The following is a 14,349-nucleotide window of genomic DNA, read 5'->3' as shown; positions in this document are numbered from 1 at the left end:
CCGATGAGCTTCGATCCGGAAACGATCCGATCCGAGTTCCCGATCCTCGCCGCCGAGGTCAACGGGCGTCCGCTGGTGTACCTCGACAACGCCGCGACCACCCAGAAACCGCGGCAAGTGCTCGATGCATCACGGAACTACTACGAGTCCCTGAATTCGAACATCCACCGTGGCACCCACCATCTCGCCCGCGCCGCTACCGAGGCGCATGAGAAGGCCCGGGAGACGGTGGCCCGACACCTGAACGCGGCTTCGCCCGACGAGATCATTTTCACCTCGGGCACGACCGATGGAGTCAACCTCGTCGCCAACATCCTGACCGCATCCGTTGCCGCCGGAGACGAGATCCTGATCTCGGCGCTTGAGCATCACTCGAACATCGTTCCATGGCAGATGCTTTGCGAACGCACCGGAGCGGTTCTCAAGGTGATCCCCTGCGACGACCACGGCGTCCTTGATCAGAATGCCTTCCGGTCGCTGCTTGGCGAGAGGACGCGCATCCTCGCCATCACCTGGGTCTCCAACGCGTTCGGAACCGTGAATCCGGTGGCCGAGATGACCGCCGCCGCAAAGGCGGCAGACGCCAAGGTGCTGATCGATGCCGCACAGGCGATCCCCCACCTCGCCATCGACGTGCAGGCGCTCGGTGCCGACTTTCTCGTCTTTTCCGGACACAAGGTCTACGCCCCGACCGGCATCGGCGTCCTGTGGGGCAAACGCGAAGTCCTCGACTCGCTTCCGCCGTGGCGTGGCGGCGGCGAGATGATCAAGGAGGTAACTTTCGAGAAGACCACCTACAACGATCTACCGTTCAAGTATGAGGCCGGCACCCCGAACATCGAGGGAGCTATCGGACTGGCGGCGGCGCTCGATTTCGTGAACGGTCTGGGAATCGATGAGATCCACCGGCACGAAGACCACCTCGTCCGACTGGCGGCGGAACTGCTTTCCGAAGTCGAGGGGATCCGGCTCTACGGACCGGACGGCCGGGCCGGAGCGCTTTCCTTTGCACTCGAAGGCGTCCACCACTACGATCTTGGAACCCTCATCGACCAGATGGGGGTCGCGGTTCGTACCGGACACCACTGCTGCCAACCGCTGATGGCCCGCTTCGGCATTACCGGCACCACCCGTGCCTCCTTCGCATGCTACAACACTCCGTCAGAAGTCGAGACACTCGCATCCTCCGTAAGGAAGGCGGCGACCATGCTCCGTTGAATGAATTTCGGCATCGGGGCGTCCAATGGACGATGCATGCCCTGTTCTGTCTCCTGATCGGCCTTACTCCCCTGGCGCGGGCGAGTGGTGCGCTGCCGGAGATCCCGCGGTCCGACAGGGTGCTGTCGCTCGACGAGGTGAAGAACTACTGGATCAACACGCTCTGCCGAGCGCCGCTTCCCGCCAAAGGCAACGGCCTGCACCCGGAGCAGCAGCAACGCCGGGTCGCCGCCGAACAGCAGATCCTCGATCGCATCCGCCAGATCCGCGAAGGCAAGCACGACACCGCAGCCCAGCTCGCCCGTCTCGCCCACAATGCCGACGCCTACGACAAGCTCGGCGACGCGGCCGCCGCCGGTGAGACCGAGGCCCGATTGTTCGCCCTCCGCGAACATCTGGCGAAGCTTGCGAAGTTGGAGGCCGAGCGCGCGCTGGCCGAGAAGCTCGATGAGGAACTCGACCGCATCGACTCCCTCGAGGCCGAAATCTCGAGCCTGAAGTCCCAGATCAATTCGCTCTCCTGCGAGTCCTGACACTTCGATCGGCGTCGCCCTCCAATTTCCGCGTGCAATCCGTCGCTTCCCGCCTACCCATTGCGGCGACGTGACGATTTCCGAAAAGCAACAGGAGGTTCTCGATGAACTCGGTCTCTTCCAGGATTGGCAAGAGCGCTACGAGTACGTGATCGGCCTCGGCAAGAAACTGCCGGCCATGCCCGAGGAGGCGAAGACCGACGACAAGTTGATCAAGGGCTGCCAGTCACAGGTGTGGCTGGATGCGTCCGCCGAGAACGGGAAGGTCCGCTACGTCGCCGACTCCGACTCGGTCATCACGAAAGGCATGATCGCGCTCTTCGTCCGGGTGCTTGATGAACAACCCGCCGATCAGATCCTTACCGCCGACCTTTCCTTCATCGATAAAACCGGTCTCAAGGAGCATCTCGCTCCCACCCGCGCAAACGCGCTCAACCTGATGGCCACCCAGATGAAGCAGCGGGCCCTCGAATTCGCGGGGAACTAGGAGAGCGTCTGTCCTTACCCTCAGTGCCCGGCGCCGAAACGCTTGGCGATCGGATGAACCACTGCCAGCGCCAACGCGCCGGCGGCAATTCCGAAGATCGCGTTGAAGATCGCTTCGACGACCGGCTGGGCGAACGTGATCGAATGGGCGAGGTGCTCGATCCAGTGATGTACCGGTCCGATGCCATGGACCAGCAACTGGCCCCCGACGAGGAACATCGCGGCCGTTCCGACCACCGAAAGCGTCTTCATCAGAAATGGAGCCGCCCACAGGATGCCACGCCCGATCGCCTTCGCCGCGGCGCCCGCCTTCTGGCTGAGAAACAGTCCGAGGTCGTCGAGTTTCACGATGCACGCGACCAACCCGTAAACGCCGATCGTCATCAGCACGGCGATTGCCGAGAGGGTCAGCAGCTGGGTCATGAATGGCTTGGAGGCGACCACGCCCAAGGTGATCACGATGATCTCCGCCGAGAGCACGAAGTCGGTGCGGACCGCACCCTTGATCTTGGCCTTCTCATCAATCCCACCCTCCTTGAGCTTGTTCAGCTCCGCCTCGGCCTCTTCGGGTGACTTCTTTCTCCGATGAGCGAAGTGGTGAACGAGCTTCTCGACTCCCTCGTAGCAAAGGTAGAGGCCTCCCAGCATCAGCAGCGGCATCACCAACCACGGCGCCACCGCATTCAGGCCCAGGGCCGCCGGGACGAGGATCAGCTTGTTCAAAGCCGAGCCTTTCGCCACGGCCCAGACCACCGGGAGCTCGCGCTTGGCGACGACCCCGCTGACCTGCTCCGCATTGAGCGCAAGGTCATCCCCCAGCACCCCGGCCGTCTTGGACGCGGCCGTCTTGGTCATCACCGACACGTCGTCGAGGATCGACGCGATGTCGTCCAACAGCATGAGCAGACTCCCTCCGGCCATGGGCGCAGACTACGGGCGCGGTGTTGCTGCTGAGAAGTTCCAAGTGGGCTCGTTCGGTCCAGTGGACTTTAGATCCCGAAGCGGGCCTTGACCGCCTCGCGCTTGAGTCGCAGCTCCCGCCATTCGTTCACCAAGCGGCTCGGCTCGATGACGCCACAGCCGGCCGGGAGAAACACATCCTTCCCGTTCCACCACACCCCGCGGATCGCCACGATGGCCCGGAAGGCGCCATCGACGACCGCGCCGAAGGGAGCACCGAATTCATCCGGTGCCCCGAGCTTCTCACGCCATGCGATCAAACGGGACATCGTCTCGCCGGTTCGCGGCAGCGGCCCGAGCGCGGGAGTCGGATGCAGCCGGCGAATCAACGCATCCACCGGCTCATCCTGATTCAGTTCCACCTCGATGGGCGTGTGGAAGTGCACGATCGGCCCGAGGTCCATGACGACTCGCGCTCCGCGGCTCAGATTCCCCAGATCCCCGAGCTTGGAGACGAGCGCCTGAGCGACGAACTCGTGCTCGCGGATCTCCTTCTCATCGACAGCAAGCACCTCCCGCTCTTCCGCCCGTGCGGTCCCGGCCAAGGCCATCGTCTTCAGCGTTCGGCCGTCGAGGATCAGCAGGTGTTCCGGCGACATCCCGGCAAAGCCCCTACCGTCGGCTACAATTCCGTACGGCACCAGCGGCTCGGACGCCGACAAGGCACGCGAAACCAAGGCAGCTGCGCCTCCGGCGTCGACTCGTCCCTTCTCGACAACCACCGGCACGGTTTTCTCGAAAATCCCCCAGCGGATCGAGGTCGTGATCTCTTGGAAAACCTCGGCGAAGGGAGACGCCTCAAGGTTGTCCCAGGAAACATCCACTGGCCCTTCGATACCCGCCCACTCCATGGCCTCCTCCTTCGAAAGGAGTGCCGATTCTGAAGGAATCAGCCACGGCTCCGACGAGTCGAGACCGAAGTCATTGCGATAGAACGCCACACCGGTTTCCGGTGGCACGGCACGGGTCTCGAATGGCCCCCGCCCGACCAGCACCCGGCCCTCCGACCAACCGAGAAAGGCGAGACTCATGATTGCCCGGACTCCAACCGCCCTAGCTGATCCTGCTGGGCTCCGATCACCGACTCCAGCTCGCTGATCCGCTCATGCATCCGGCGCACGCTCAACGCGTGGATCGCGAAACCGATGGCAAACAGCAGGGAGCCGAAGGTCGAACAAGCTGACATGATCGGAATCACCGAGCTCCACCACTCCATGCCCAATCCGCCCAATCCCGCCGACGCTCTTCCCGTCATCAGGATCGAGAACGTCAGCATCGCGACCATACCGATGCTCGAAAGGATCGTGCCGGCCAGCATGCACCAGAACGCACCGCCACGGCGGATCTTCCCGACGGCAATTACTCCGATCCATTGAGCCACCAGAATCGGCAGCGCGATCAGCATGCCCGAACCGAAAAACAGGGACCTCACTCCGAGAGAACTATCCGCCGCCCGGCGGCCAGTCAATCCGATCGCCGATGGACTCAGGCTTCCCCTTCCGGCTCTTCCGGAGCTTTCGGCAGCTTGTCGACCTCATCCAGCAGGTTCACGATCTCGACGCCGCGGACCGCGGAACCGTCGTGACGGAAATCCAGCACCGGCGTCGATTTGAGGACAACCCGCTTCATCACCTTCGATTGGATCGCGCCGCGATCGTGGCTGAGCTTGTCGATCACCGCCGACGGGTTGCCCGCCAGCACGCTGATCCAGACCTTCCCTTCCTTCAGGTCCTGGGTCACCTCGACCCCGCTCACCGTCACCAGTGCGCCATCCCATTCGTAGTCACGCTGGATGACCGTGCCGATCTCGCGCTTCAGCAGTTCGTTGATCCGGGTGATGCGAAGGGACATGGCGGTGAATTCCAAATGACCAAATTCCAGTGCCACGACCTTCTGCCACTTGGCATCGGTGCTTTGGCATTTGGAAATTGGATCAGAGCGTTTGCGCGATCTTCTCGAGTTCGTAGCACTCGATGATGTCGCCTTCCTCGTACTCGTTGAACTCGCCGAGGCGGATACCGCATTCGATGCCCACCTTGACCTCCTGGACCTCGTCCTGGAAGCGGCGCAGCGTCGACATCTTGCCGTCGAAGATCGGCACGTCGTCACGGATGACCCGGGCGTGCGCCTTGCGGTGCACCTTGCCGTCCTTGACGTAGCAACCGGCGGCCCTGCCCTTGAGCACCTTGAAGACCTGCTTGACCTCGGCATGGCCGATGATGCGTTCGCGGGTCTCGGGCTCGAGCAGACCGAGCATCGCTTCGCGGACTTGGTCGATCAGCTCGTAAACGACCGAGTAGAGTTTGATCTGAACACCTTCGGACTTCGCCAGTCGCGCGGCCTTGGCCTCAACCTTGATGTTGAAACCGATGACCACGGCGTCGGACGAACTCGCGAGCTGGACATCACCTTCGGTGATCGGTCCGGCGGCGGCGGAAAGGAAATTCACGTCGACCTTGTCGGACTCGATGGCAAGAACGGCGTCACGGATCGCTTCGACCGAACCCTGGACGTCGGTCTTGAGGATCACGCGCAGCTGGGCTTTGGAAGTTCCCTCGGTCGCGTGAGCGAGCAGGTCCTCCATCCGGCTCTTCTGCGGAACCTTGAGGCGTTCGGCGCGCATTTCTCCCTGCCGCTCGGTGGCGAGCTTCTTGGCGCCCCGGTCGTTGTCCATCTCGACCAGTTCGTCGCCCACGCGCGGCAGTTCCTCGAAGCCGATCACCTCGACCGGCGTTCCCGGAGTCGCCTCCTTCACACTCTCACCGAGGTCGTTGATCAGCGCCTTCACCTTGCCGGCGAACGGACCGCAGATGAACGGCTTGCCGACCTTGAGCGTGCCGGTCTCGACGATGACCGAAGCCACCGCGCCGCGGCCTTGCTGGAATTTGGCCTCGATGATCGCGGCACGGGCATTGCCCTTCGGATTGGCCTTCAGTTCGAGAACCTCGGCCTGCAGGGCGAGGAGTTCGAGAAGATCGTCCACTCCCTGACCGGTCAGGGCGGAAATCTCGAGGCACTCGGTGTCGCCACCGAAGTCGACGGTCTGCAGTCCCTGCTCGGCGAGCTGGGTCTTCACGTGCATCGGGTTCGCGCTCTCGAGATCGCACTTGTTGATCGCGACGATGATCGTCTTCTCCGCCTTCTTGGCGTGCTCGATCGCTTCAAGCGTCTGCGGCATCAGGCCGTCATTGGCGGCAACCACCAGCACGACGATGTCGGTGATGTCGGCGCCGCGGGCGCGCATTGATGAGAAGATCGCGTGACCGGGGGTATCGATGAAAGTCACCGGCTTGCCCTCGTGCTCGACCTTGTAAGCGCCCACGTGCTGGGTGATGCCACCCGCCTCGCCGGCGGTGATCCGCGAGTCGCGGATGCGGTCGAGAAGGGTCGTCTTGCCGTGGTCGACGTGACCCATGATCGTGATGATCGGGGGACGAAGCTTGAGCGCCTCCTCGGGCTCCTCCGAGGGCGCCTCCGGCTCGACGATCACTTCCTCCTGCTTGTGGACGCCACCACCCTTCTCGCGCTTCTCACGCTCGAAGACGTAGCCGTGCTGTTCACAAACCTGCGCCGCGATGTCCGGCTCGATCGCCTGGTGCGGTGCTACGAAGACCTGCAGCTTGATCAGGTCGGCCAGCAGTTGGAACGGCTTGAGATCCATCCGCGCCGCGAGATCGCTGACAATGATCGGCGGCTTGATGCTGATGACCTTGTCGTCATCACCCGATCCTCCTTCTTCGCCACCGCCGTCGCCGGAAGGCGTGGCAGGAGGAGGAGTCGGCGGCTTGGACGGCGGGGCCGCCGGAGCGGGCACCATGGCCGGGTCCTCATCCGAGAGCACCTTCGAGATCGTCGGCAGTACCTTTTTCCCCGACTGGTCGGTCTTGCGAACCTTCGGCTTCTTCTCCTCCGCAAAGGGGTCGTAAGCCTCCCGCTTCGCATCCTCGACCGTCTTCTTCTTCGAAGCCTCAATGCGCTGCCGTTCACGGCGCGACGGAGCCTTCGTCTCGTCGATCAGATCGAGAACTTTGCGTTTGGGCGGTTTGCTGTCGCTTTCGTCGGGCATCAGGTCGGCTGGAATCTTTCTCTAGTTTGGCGTTGGGATCAATGCGGCACGAAGGCCGGGGTTTCAGGCGTCGGTTTTTTCGGCAGAAGGTTCCTCTTCGGCTTCCTCCGCAGCAGGAGCTTCCTCCGCAGCAGGCTCTTCCGCTTCCGGAGCGGCTTCCGCAGGAGTTTCCTCTGCGGCCGGAGCCTCAGCCTCGGCGGCCGCGGGTTCCTCCGTGGCGGCTTCACCGGAGAGTTCCGGAGGCAGCGGGCGGCCCACGGTGCCGTGGGCCCGGGTGAGAATGTCACGGGCACGGTCGTCATCCACTCCGAGCACCGAAACGATGTACTCGACCGGCATGTCGACGATCATCTCGGCGGACGTGCCACCTGCGTGGAAGAGCTTGTCGGCCAGTTCGTCATCGATGCCGAGCTGTTCGGCGACGCCATGAGCGGCGTCCGCCACCTTGGCCTGGAACTGCTCGAGCTTGCTCTCGTCCTTGCGGACCTGCACATCCCAGCCCATCAGGCGGGAGGAAAGCCGGGCATTCTGGCCACGGCGACCAATCGCCTTGCTGAGATCCTCCTCGTCCACCGTCACATTGACCACGCGGTTCTCCTCGTCGATCGAGACGCTGCGCAGGATCGCCGGCTTGAGGGCCTCGCGAACGAACTCGTCGGGGTCCTCGCTCCAACGGATGATGTCGACCTTCTCGTTGTTGAGCTCACGGACGATGTTCTTCACCCGTGCGCCCTTGAGACCGACGCAGGCACCGACCGGGTCGACCTTCGAGTCATTGCTCCAGACCGCGACCTTCGTCCGGTAGCCGGCTTCGCGGGCAATGCCGCGGATCTCCACGGTGTGGTCGGAAATCTCGTTCACCTCGGCCTCGAACAGACGACGCACGAAGTTCGGGTGACTCCGGGAAAGGATGATTTCGGGACCGCGGCCTTCGTTCTCGACCGCCACCACGTACGCGCGGATCCGGTCACCGATGTTGTATTCCTCGGTCTGGACACGCTCGCGGGACGGCATCACGCCCTCGAACTTGCCGAGGTCGATCATCACGTCGCTACGGTCGAAGCGTCGCACCGTGCCCGACACCACATCGCCGGCACGGTCCTTGAACTCCTCGTAGATCATCTCCTTCTCCGCCTGGCGGAGCCGCTGCATCATCGTCTGCTTGGCGGTCTGCACGGCGATCCGGCCGAAGTCCTTCGGGGTCACGTCGAACTCCATGTCGCCATCGACCTGTGCTTCGGGGTCACGCTTCTGCGCGAGCTTGAGGGGCACCTCGTTGAACTTGTCGACGTAGTCGTCGTCGGCCACCACCTTGAGCGTGGCGTGGATGCGGGTGTCACCCCGCTTGGTGTTCACATCGGCACGCAGCACCTCGATCGCGTCAGCGCCGGGAACCATTTTGCGATAGGCGGAAATGAAGGCATACTCCAAGGCGGCGACGACCTTGTCCCGGTCGATGCCTTTCTCCTTTTCGTAATAATCGATGAGAGCGACGATGTCGTTGGTCATGGCTGGCGTGTTGCGCGCAGGGGATGTCCAGAGACGCAAAAGAGTGGGTACTTCGACCCACTCCGTGCTTGCGTCGGAAGATTGATCGCGGAGGCCTTAAAACGGACCGATTGGGGTTGCAAGTCCAATCTCCCCTTCAGCCCTAGGGCTGAAGGCCTTCTGACAACGGGCGCCAGCGCATTCCGCGCGCTTCTCCGGTCGTCTGCCAAGTGGCCACTCCGAACGGCAGACATTGCTCGATCGGACCCGACCGGAGCGAGAGTGTCTTGCCCTCGATCGGCACGTCGATAACGCCTTCTCCATCGATCCAGACGCGCAGGTGCTCCGGCGTTACCTCCATCCGGATCTCATACCACCGGTTGACCTCGAAGGGGCGCACGAGCGTGGTTTCGTTCTCCGAGGCATCGAGGCCGTCGATCGACGAGATCCCGACGACTCCGCCACCCCATCCGCCGACAATCAGACTGGCTGCCTCTTCCTCGGTCCGTCCCGGAAAGGTCACACTGAAGAAGAAGTCCGTGCCGTCGATCCGTCGCGCCTCGGCTTCCAGTTCGAAGGGAACCGACGGAACCTCACCCTGCCAGCGAACCGCGGTAAGCGCCTCCCCCCAAGACATCCGTAGGACCCCATCCTTCTCCTCCGCGACTCCTCCCGAAACGCCGAGCCACTCTCCGTGCAGTTCGAACCACGGCTCCTCCAGCACTTCCTGAGGTGCAACTGGCGCTTCCTCACAGCCGCCGATCAGAAAGGCAACGACGGCTGAGGCAAAAAACGCTGAGAGTCTCATGCACCGAGCCTGCCCCCGGCGGGCCCGAGATCAAGCCGGGGATTGCGGGGTCCGGAGCCAACGCCCAACTTGTCCGGGTGATCCAAGCCCTGCTCTTCGATGCCGCCGGCACTCTTATCGATCTGGCCGAACCAGTCGAGCGGACCTACGCGAGGATCCTCGGCGAGCACGGCATCACTGTGGACGAAAGCGAACTCCGCTCCCGCTTCGGCTCGGCGTTCCGCGGCGCGGGTGATCCCGACTTCGGCGCCCATCGCGATGGGGATCGGGCGGAGCGCGAGTGGTGGAGGAAGGTCGTGGAACTCTCCGTCGGCAACCCCGTCTCCGACCAAGCCTTCGACGCCCTGTTCCGTCATTACGACTCCGGGACCGCTTGGCTCGTCAGAAAGGAAGCCGTCTCTGCTCTCGAATTGGCAGCGGACTCGGGCCTGCGCCTTACGGTGGTCTCCAACTTCGACCTCCGGCTGCACAATATCCTTCGGGATCTCAAACTGGCGGGGCACTTCGAAGTCATCGTGACTTCGGCCGACGCCCGGGCCCGGAAGCCCTCGCCACAGATCTTCCGGCAAGCGTTGTCGCGGCTCGGGCTCGATGCCCACCAGGTTCTCCACATTGGCGACTCGCCCGGTGCCGATCTGGAAGGCGCGCGAGCGTCCGGGATCGAAGGGTTCCTGCTCGAGGCCGGGCGCTTCGGGCTGGCCGACTTCGTCAAGACCGCTGTTTCGCGAAACCGAAAATGATCTTGCCAAAGCCACGGTCCGGTCCTACCCCCTCCCCGCCCAACGGCACCCATGCGCGGATAGCTCAGTTGGTAGAGCACTCGGCTTTTAACCGATTGGTCCCGGGTTCGAGTCCCGGTCCGCGTACTCCCCTTTCTTCGGAGTGTCCCTCCGGAATCCACCCTTTCTCCAGAGAGGGCCGGGACGAGAATCCGGAAGGGTTTGAATGCGGAAAGCCGTCCGTGACGGCGGCGTCCTCCCGCGAGCGCAGCGAGCCAACTTGGCATGGACGGAGCGCAGCGGAGTCAATCCCGGTCCGCGTACTTCCCCGTTCTTCGGGATACCCCTCCCGAAAACCACCCTTTCTCCAGAAAGGACCGGGACGAGAACCCGGAAGGGTTTGAATGCGGAAAGCCGTCCCTGACGGCGGCATCCTCCCGCGAGCACAGCGAGCCAATCTGGCATGGACGGAGCGCAGCGGAGTCAATCCCGGTCGTTGGCAGCGGCGGCGCAGCACGTAGTTCGAGACGCAACACCCCACCGGACTTCATCCATCCAGCAGTGCGAGCAACCACGCTTGGGTTCTTCCAGCATCTCTTCGAACTCAGCCTTAGCCCAGCGCACTCCCGACCCCCGCGATCACGGTAGTGCTTATATTCCAGTTATCCTGATCATTAGCGCGCCCGAACCAACCCACCCGTCCCGGGCATCCCCCTCGCTCATGTTCCCCCTGTCCCGCCTCAAAAGGCTTTGGCTGATCGCCCTCCCACTCCTCCTTCCCGCAGCCAGCGGTCAGGATCTCTTGCGCCGCGATCCTTGGATCTTCCGACCCGATCCAAACGCTCTGATTCCTCGAACGGTAGACGCCATCACGGACGAGCTCAACGACCTCGGGGTTCAGGTTTACCTTGAGATCGACCGCGGCACCGACAGCCGTCGGGCGGTGATCGGAAAGGCCAACATTCTCGATGTCGCCTCGGTCCTCTCACTCGGCGGCGTCATCGCCGAACCCGAAGTCCAACTGCGTCCCAACACCGTCGATTCCGATGCCGGCTGGGCCCTTGCCCGTCTTGAGGATGGTTCAAGCACCACGACACCGCCGGACGTGGTCGACTTCGCCTATGCCGAGACCAGCGGCGAGACACGCCTCTACCTGATCGACACCGCGGTCTCGAATCCGAACAACTGGTTCGACGCCAACCCGAAGCTCCTTCTCGAAGCGAACTTCCTGAGCCGCGGCGAAGGCGATCCGACAAGCTCCTCGATCTTCGAACACGGCACGCGAATGCTTTCCGCAATCTCCGGCCCCGAGTGCGGAGCCGCCCGCGGCACGCCTGTGCGGCTGGTCAGCATCGATGTCTACCCGAACGGCCCCGCCACCACCTCGGGCCTGGTCGCCAATGGCATCTACATGGCGATCGACCACCACCTGGAGCAGAACGACGGACTCCCGGCCGTCATGTGCCTCGCGCTGGGCAGTTCGACCGCTTCGGGCAGCTCGCTCTTGGAATACGCGCTGGCAGACGCCGTCGATGCCGGCATCACGGTCGTCGTCTCCGCCGGAAACGAAGGCAGCCTCGCGGAAGACTACGTCCCTTCCGCCTTCGGCACCGAGTCCGGCATCATCTGCGTCGGCGCCAGCGGCTTCGACAATCAACTCACCGCGATTTCCAACCACGGCAGCGCGCTCGATCTCTCCGCACCGGGCGATACCGTGCGCACCCTGCGCTTCGACGACCCGCAGCCGGGCATCTACGATGAAGTGAACGGCACCAGCGTCTCGGCCGCCTTCGCCAGTGCCGCCGCCCTCGTCGAACTGTCGCTCAATGCCGGTCTCAGTCCTACCGATACCGAGAGCCTCCTGATCGCCTCCGCCTATGCTGGCACGATCGTGCAACTGGCCCCCGAAGGATCGGGAAGCGCCGGCGGCTCGGGAACTCCGGCGGACACCGACGGCGACGGGTTCGACGACCTGCTGGAAACCTTTCACGGCACCTCGCCCGCCGACCCGGCAAGCCGGCCGGATCCCGTCATGCTTACGGTGGCAGCCACCTCCATCGATGCCTCGTTCCGGATTTCGGATTCACTCTTCGATCCCGCGAATCCCTACGAACTCATCGACGGCACTCCATGGCGTCTCGCCCGCTCCACCGACCTGACGAATTGGCAGGACGCCTCGGGCACCGTGATCTTCGGACCCGCGGAAAACGGAACGCGGCTGGTTACGATCACCGTCAACCGCAACGCGCCGGCCGTCTTCCTCCGCCTTGAGGTCGGCGCCGGGGAATTCAACTGAGCTGCGTCTCGACCAGCAGCCGGTAGGTGCCGGAGCCTGCCATCAGTTCGTCGTGGGTTCCCGACTCGGCGACCCGTCCGCAGTTGATCACCACGATCCGGTCAGCATCGCGGACGGTCGACAGGCGATGCGCGATCACCAGGCTCGTCCGGTCCTTCATCAGGCGTTCCAGAGCTTCGTTCACCAGTCGCTCGCTCTCGGCATCGAGCGCACTCGTCGCTTCGTCGAGCAGCAGGATCTTCGGATTCGCCAGAATCGCCCGGGCGATCGCGATCCGCTGCCGCTGACCTCCCGAGACCTTCACGCCGCGCGGACCGACCACCGTGTCGTAGCCGTCCGGGAGGTCCTCGATGAAACCGTGGGCATTCGCCTCCTTGGCCGCTGCTTCAATTTCCTCGGGTGTCGCGCCGGGCCGGCCGTACTCGATGTTCTCGCGGATCGTTCCGCCAAAAAGTAGCACCTCCTGCGGAACCATCGCCATGCTGGAGCGCAGCGACTTCAGCGAGAAGTCGGCGGCCGACTTTCCATCGAACCGGACCTCCCCTTCCTCAGGGCGATGGAAGCCGAGCATCAGCGAAAACACCGTCGATTTTCCTGCACCCGACGGTCCGACCAAGGCAACCCGGCTGCCGGGCGCGACATGGAATGACAAGCCGTCCAGCACCACGCGATCGGGCCGCGAAGGATAACGGAAGCTGACCTTGTCGAGTTCGACCCGTCCTTCGAGCCCCTCCGCATCATCACTGCCACCGCTCTCCGGTGTATCGGCGAGGATCTCGCGGATGCGGTCGGTCGCGCCACTCATCGCCTGGAATTGGGAAACGATCTCGGGAAACGATCCGAGTGAGGCCGCCACGAACACGCTGAACAGCAGGAAGGCGACGAAGTCCTCATTGTCGATGCCGCCGGTCACCAGCAGGCGCGCGCCATACCACGCCACGCCCGCGATGGTTCCGAACATCACAAGGATGATGAACGAGAGGAATCCCGCCCGCGCCAAGGCACCCTTCATCGTCACACCGATGAAACGGTCGAGGGCGTGGGAGTAGCGCCGGTTCTCGAAGTCCTCATTTCCGAAGGCCTTCACGTCGCGAATGCTCTGCACGCTCTCCTCGATCACCGTGCCCGCGTCGGCCAGCGCATCCTGCGCTTCGCGCGAACGGCCGCGGACCTTGCGTCCGAAGATCGCCACCGCCAGCACCACCAGTGGCACACTGGCCAGCATCACCAGTGCGAGTCGTGGAGAGAAATAGAACACGGCGATCAGGCCACCGACCAGGATCACCATCTGACGCACTGCCTGCGGAACCGTGCTCATCAGCGTCTCGCGGACGACCGAAAGATCGGCGGCCACACGGGTGCTCAGCGCTCCGGATCGTTGCTCCTCGAAGTACGGCACCGGTAGTCGAAGCAGGTGGCTGAAGAGCTCGCGACGCAATTCGTTCAGCGCCGCCTCACCCGACTTGATGAATCCGAGAACCCGCCAAAAGCCGATGAAGGCCTGCAGACTGAGCGCGGCCAGCATCCACTTGAGGTTGCGGTTGAGGCCGTCCATCACGGCGGACGGATCCACACCGTTGCGCCACGCGTCGGCCGGATCGCCGATCAGGTCCTTCAGCAGCAGGGGGAACACCAAGGCGAGCCCCGCCGTTACGAAGAGGGCCATCAGCGAGGGAATGAAGATCGCGCGATGCGGGCGCAGGTATTTCCACAACCAACCAAGCGCCGCGCCCGGCCTCGCTTTCCCTTCCTTCGACATCCCGGGGATGGGAGAC

Annotated in this window: 13 protein-coding genes and 1 tRNA gene; 6 read left to right on the top strand and 8 right to left on the bottom strand. The window is 63.5% G+C overall.

Annotated elements, in window-relative coordinates:
* Nucleotides 1-3 precede the first annotated feature (3 nt).
* The 3 genes from HAHE_RS11950 (at nt 4) to HAHE_RS11940 (ending at nt 2,238) form a co-directional block, all read left to right on the top strand.
* Nucleotides 4-1,218, top strand: coding sequence for a cysteine desulfurase (locus HAHE_RS11950; RefSeq protein ID WP_338684740.1), 1,215 nt, complete (start codon nt 4-6; stop codon nt 1,216-1,218).
* 32 nt (nt 1,219-1,250) lie between these two features.
* Nucleotides 1,251-1,751 carry a hypothetical protein gene (locus tag HAHE_RS11945; protein ID WP_338684739.1) on the top strand — a complete coding sequence of 167 codons (501 nt, stop codon included), beginning with the start codon at nt 1,251-1,253 and terminating at the stop codon, nt 1,749-1,751.
* A 70-nt stretch (nt 1,752-1,821) separates the two neighbouring features.
* Nucleotides 1,822-2,238, top strand: coding sequence for a SufE family protein (locus HAHE_RS11940; RefSeq protein WP_338684737.1), 417 nt, complete (start codon nt 1,822-1,824; stop codon nt 2,236-2,238).
* Nucleotides 2,239-2,258: 20 nt separating this feature from the next.
* Here the strand turns inward: HAHE_RS11940 and HAHE_RS11935 are convergent, their stop codons facing one another.
* The 7 genes from HAHE_RS11935 to HAHE_RS11905 form a co-directional block, all read right to left on the bottom strand.
* The gene (locus HAHE_RS11935; RefSeq protein ID WP_338684735.1) at nt 2,259-3,158 is read right to left on the bottom strand and encodes a DUF808 domain-containing protein; all 900 of its coding nucleotides are present in this window, start codon (nt 3,156-3,158) and stop codon (nt 2,259-2,261) included.
* 68 nt (nt 3,159-3,226) lie between these two features.
* Nucleotides 3,227-4,228 carry a chorismate-binding protein gene (locus tag HAHE_RS11930; protein WP_338684733.1) on the bottom strand — a complete coding sequence of 334 codons (1,002 nt, stop codon included), beginning with the start codon at nt 4,226-4,228 and terminating at the stop codon, nt 3,227-3,229.
* Nucleotides 4,225-4,629, bottom strand: coding sequence for a hypothetical protein (locus HAHE_RS11925; protein WP_338684731.1), 405 nt, complete (start codon nt 4,627-4,629; stop codon nt 4,225-4,227). Before HAHE_RS11925 ends, HAHE_RS11930 begins: the two co-directional genes overlap by 4 nt.
* 53 nt (nt 4,630-4,682) lie before the next feature.
* Entirely contained in the window at nt 4,683-5,048 is a 366-nt protein-coding gene (rbfA, locus tag HAHE_RS11920) for a 30S ribosome-binding factor RbfA (protein WP_338684730.1), read from the bottom strand.
* Nucleotides 5,049-5,130: 82 nt separating this feature from the next.
* Nucleotides 5,131-7,263, bottom strand: coding sequence for a translation initiation factor IF-2 (gene infB, locus HAHE_RS11915; RefSeq protein ID WP_338684728.1), 2,133 nt, complete (start codon nt 7,261-7,263; stop codon nt 5,131-5,133).
* A 63-nt stretch (nt 7,264-7,326) separates the two neighbouring features.
* Complete coding sequence (gene nusA, locus HAHE_RS11910) at nt 7,327-8,772, bottom strand: transcription termination factor NusA (RefSeq protein WP_338684726.1); 1,446 nt, start codon at nt 8,770-8,772, stop codon at nt 7,327-7,329.
* A 142-nt stretch (nt 8,773-8,914) separates the two neighbouring features.
* A complete protein-coding gene (locus HAHE_RS11905; RefSeq protein ID WP_338684724.1) occupies nt 8,915-9,559 on the bottom strand; it encodes a hypothetical protein in 645 nt (214 codons plus the stop codon).
* Nucleotides 9,560-9,636: 77 nt separating this feature from the next.
* Here HAHE_RS11905 and HAHE_RS11900 point away from each other — a divergent pair, with 77 nt between their 5' ends.
* The 3 genes from HAHE_RS11900 (at nt 9,637) to HAHE_RS11890 (ending at nt 12,574) form a co-directional block, all read left to right on the top strand.
* Nucleotides 9,637-10,299: an HAD-IA family hydrolase gene (locus tag HAHE_RS11900; protein ID WP_338684722.1), complete on the top strand. Its 663-nt coding sequence runs from the start codon at nt 9,637-9,639 to the stop codon at nt 10,297-10,299.
* 53 nt (nt 10,300-10,352) lie between these two features.
* Nucleotides 10,353-10,425: transfer RNA gene (locus HAHE_RS11895), tRNA-Lys, on the top strand.
* Nucleotides 10,426-10,999: 574 nt separating this feature from the next.
* Nucleotides 11,000-12,574 carry a S8 family peptidase gene (locus tag HAHE_RS11890; RefSeq protein ID WP_338684721.1) on the top strand — a complete coding sequence of 525 codons (1,575 nt, stop codon included), beginning with the start codon at nt 11,000-11,002 and terminating at the stop codon, nt 12,572-12,574.
* Here HAHE_RS11890 and HAHE_RS11885 read toward each other — a convergent pair.
* Complete coding sequence (locus HAHE_RS11885) at nt 12,567-14,240, bottom strand: ABC transporter ATP-binding protein (protein ID WP_338684719.1); 1,674 nt, start codon at nt 14,238-14,240, stop codon at nt 12,567-12,569. The two genes, HAHE_RS11890 and HAHE_RS11885, sit on opposite strands and share 8 nt — an antisense overlap.
* Between the last annotated feature and the right edge of the window lie 109 nt (nt 14,241-14,349).

The organism is Haloferula helveola, assembly GCF_037076345.1.
GTDB lineage: Bacteria > Verrucomicrobiota > Verrucomicrobiia > Verrucomicrobiales > Akkermansiaceae > Haloferula > Haloferula helveola.
Note: the sequence above shows the minus strand (reverse complement) of the source record. Positions and strands in the feature narration are given on the sequence as shown.

What these genes read in the sequence shown, in the direction of transcription:
- HAHE_RS11950 (WP_338684740.1), top strand. Translation starts at nt 4, where the DNA reads ATGAGCTTCGATCCGGAAACGATCCGATCCGAGTTCCCGATCCTCGCC.
- HAHE_RS11945 (WP_338684739.1), top strand. Translation starts at nt 1,251, where the DNA reads ATGCATGCCCTGTTCTGTCTCCTGATCGGCCTTACTCCCCTGGCGCGG.
- HAHE_RS11935 (WP_338684735.1), bottom strand. Translation starts at nt 3,158, where the DNA reads ATGGCCGGAGGGAGTCTGCTCATGCTGTTGGACGACATCGCGTCGATC.
- HAHE_RS11930 (WP_338684733.1), bottom strand. Translation starts at nt 4,228, where the DNA reads ATGAGTCTCGCCTTTCTCGGTTGGTCGGAGGGCCGGGTGCTGGTCGGG.
- rbfA (WP_338684730.1), bottom strand. Translation starts at nt 5,048, where the DNA reads ATGTCCCTTCGCATCACCCGGATCAACGAACTGCTGAAGCGCGAGATC.
- infB (WP_338684728.1), bottom strand. Translation starts at nt 7,263, where the DNA reads ATGCCCGACGAAAGCGACAGCAAACCGCCCAAACGCAAAGTTCTCGAT.
- nusA (WP_338684726.1), bottom strand. Translation starts at nt 8,772, where the DNA reads ATGACCAACGACATCGTCGCTCTCATCGATTATTACGAAAAGGAGAAA.
- HAHE_RS11905 (WP_338684724.1), bottom strand. Translation starts at nt 9,559, where the DNA reads ATGAGACTCTCAGCGTTTTTTGCCTCAGCCGTCGTTGCCTTTCTGATC.
- HAHE_RS11890 (WP_338684721.1), top strand. Translation starts at nt 11,000, where the DNA reads ATGTTCCCCCTGTCCCGCCTCAAAAGGCTTTGGCTGATCGCCCTCCCA.
- HAHE_RS11885 (WP_338684719.1), bottom strand. Translation starts at nt 14,240, where the DNA reads ATGGCCCTCTTCGTAACGGCGGGGCTCGCCTTGGTGTTCCCCCTGCTG.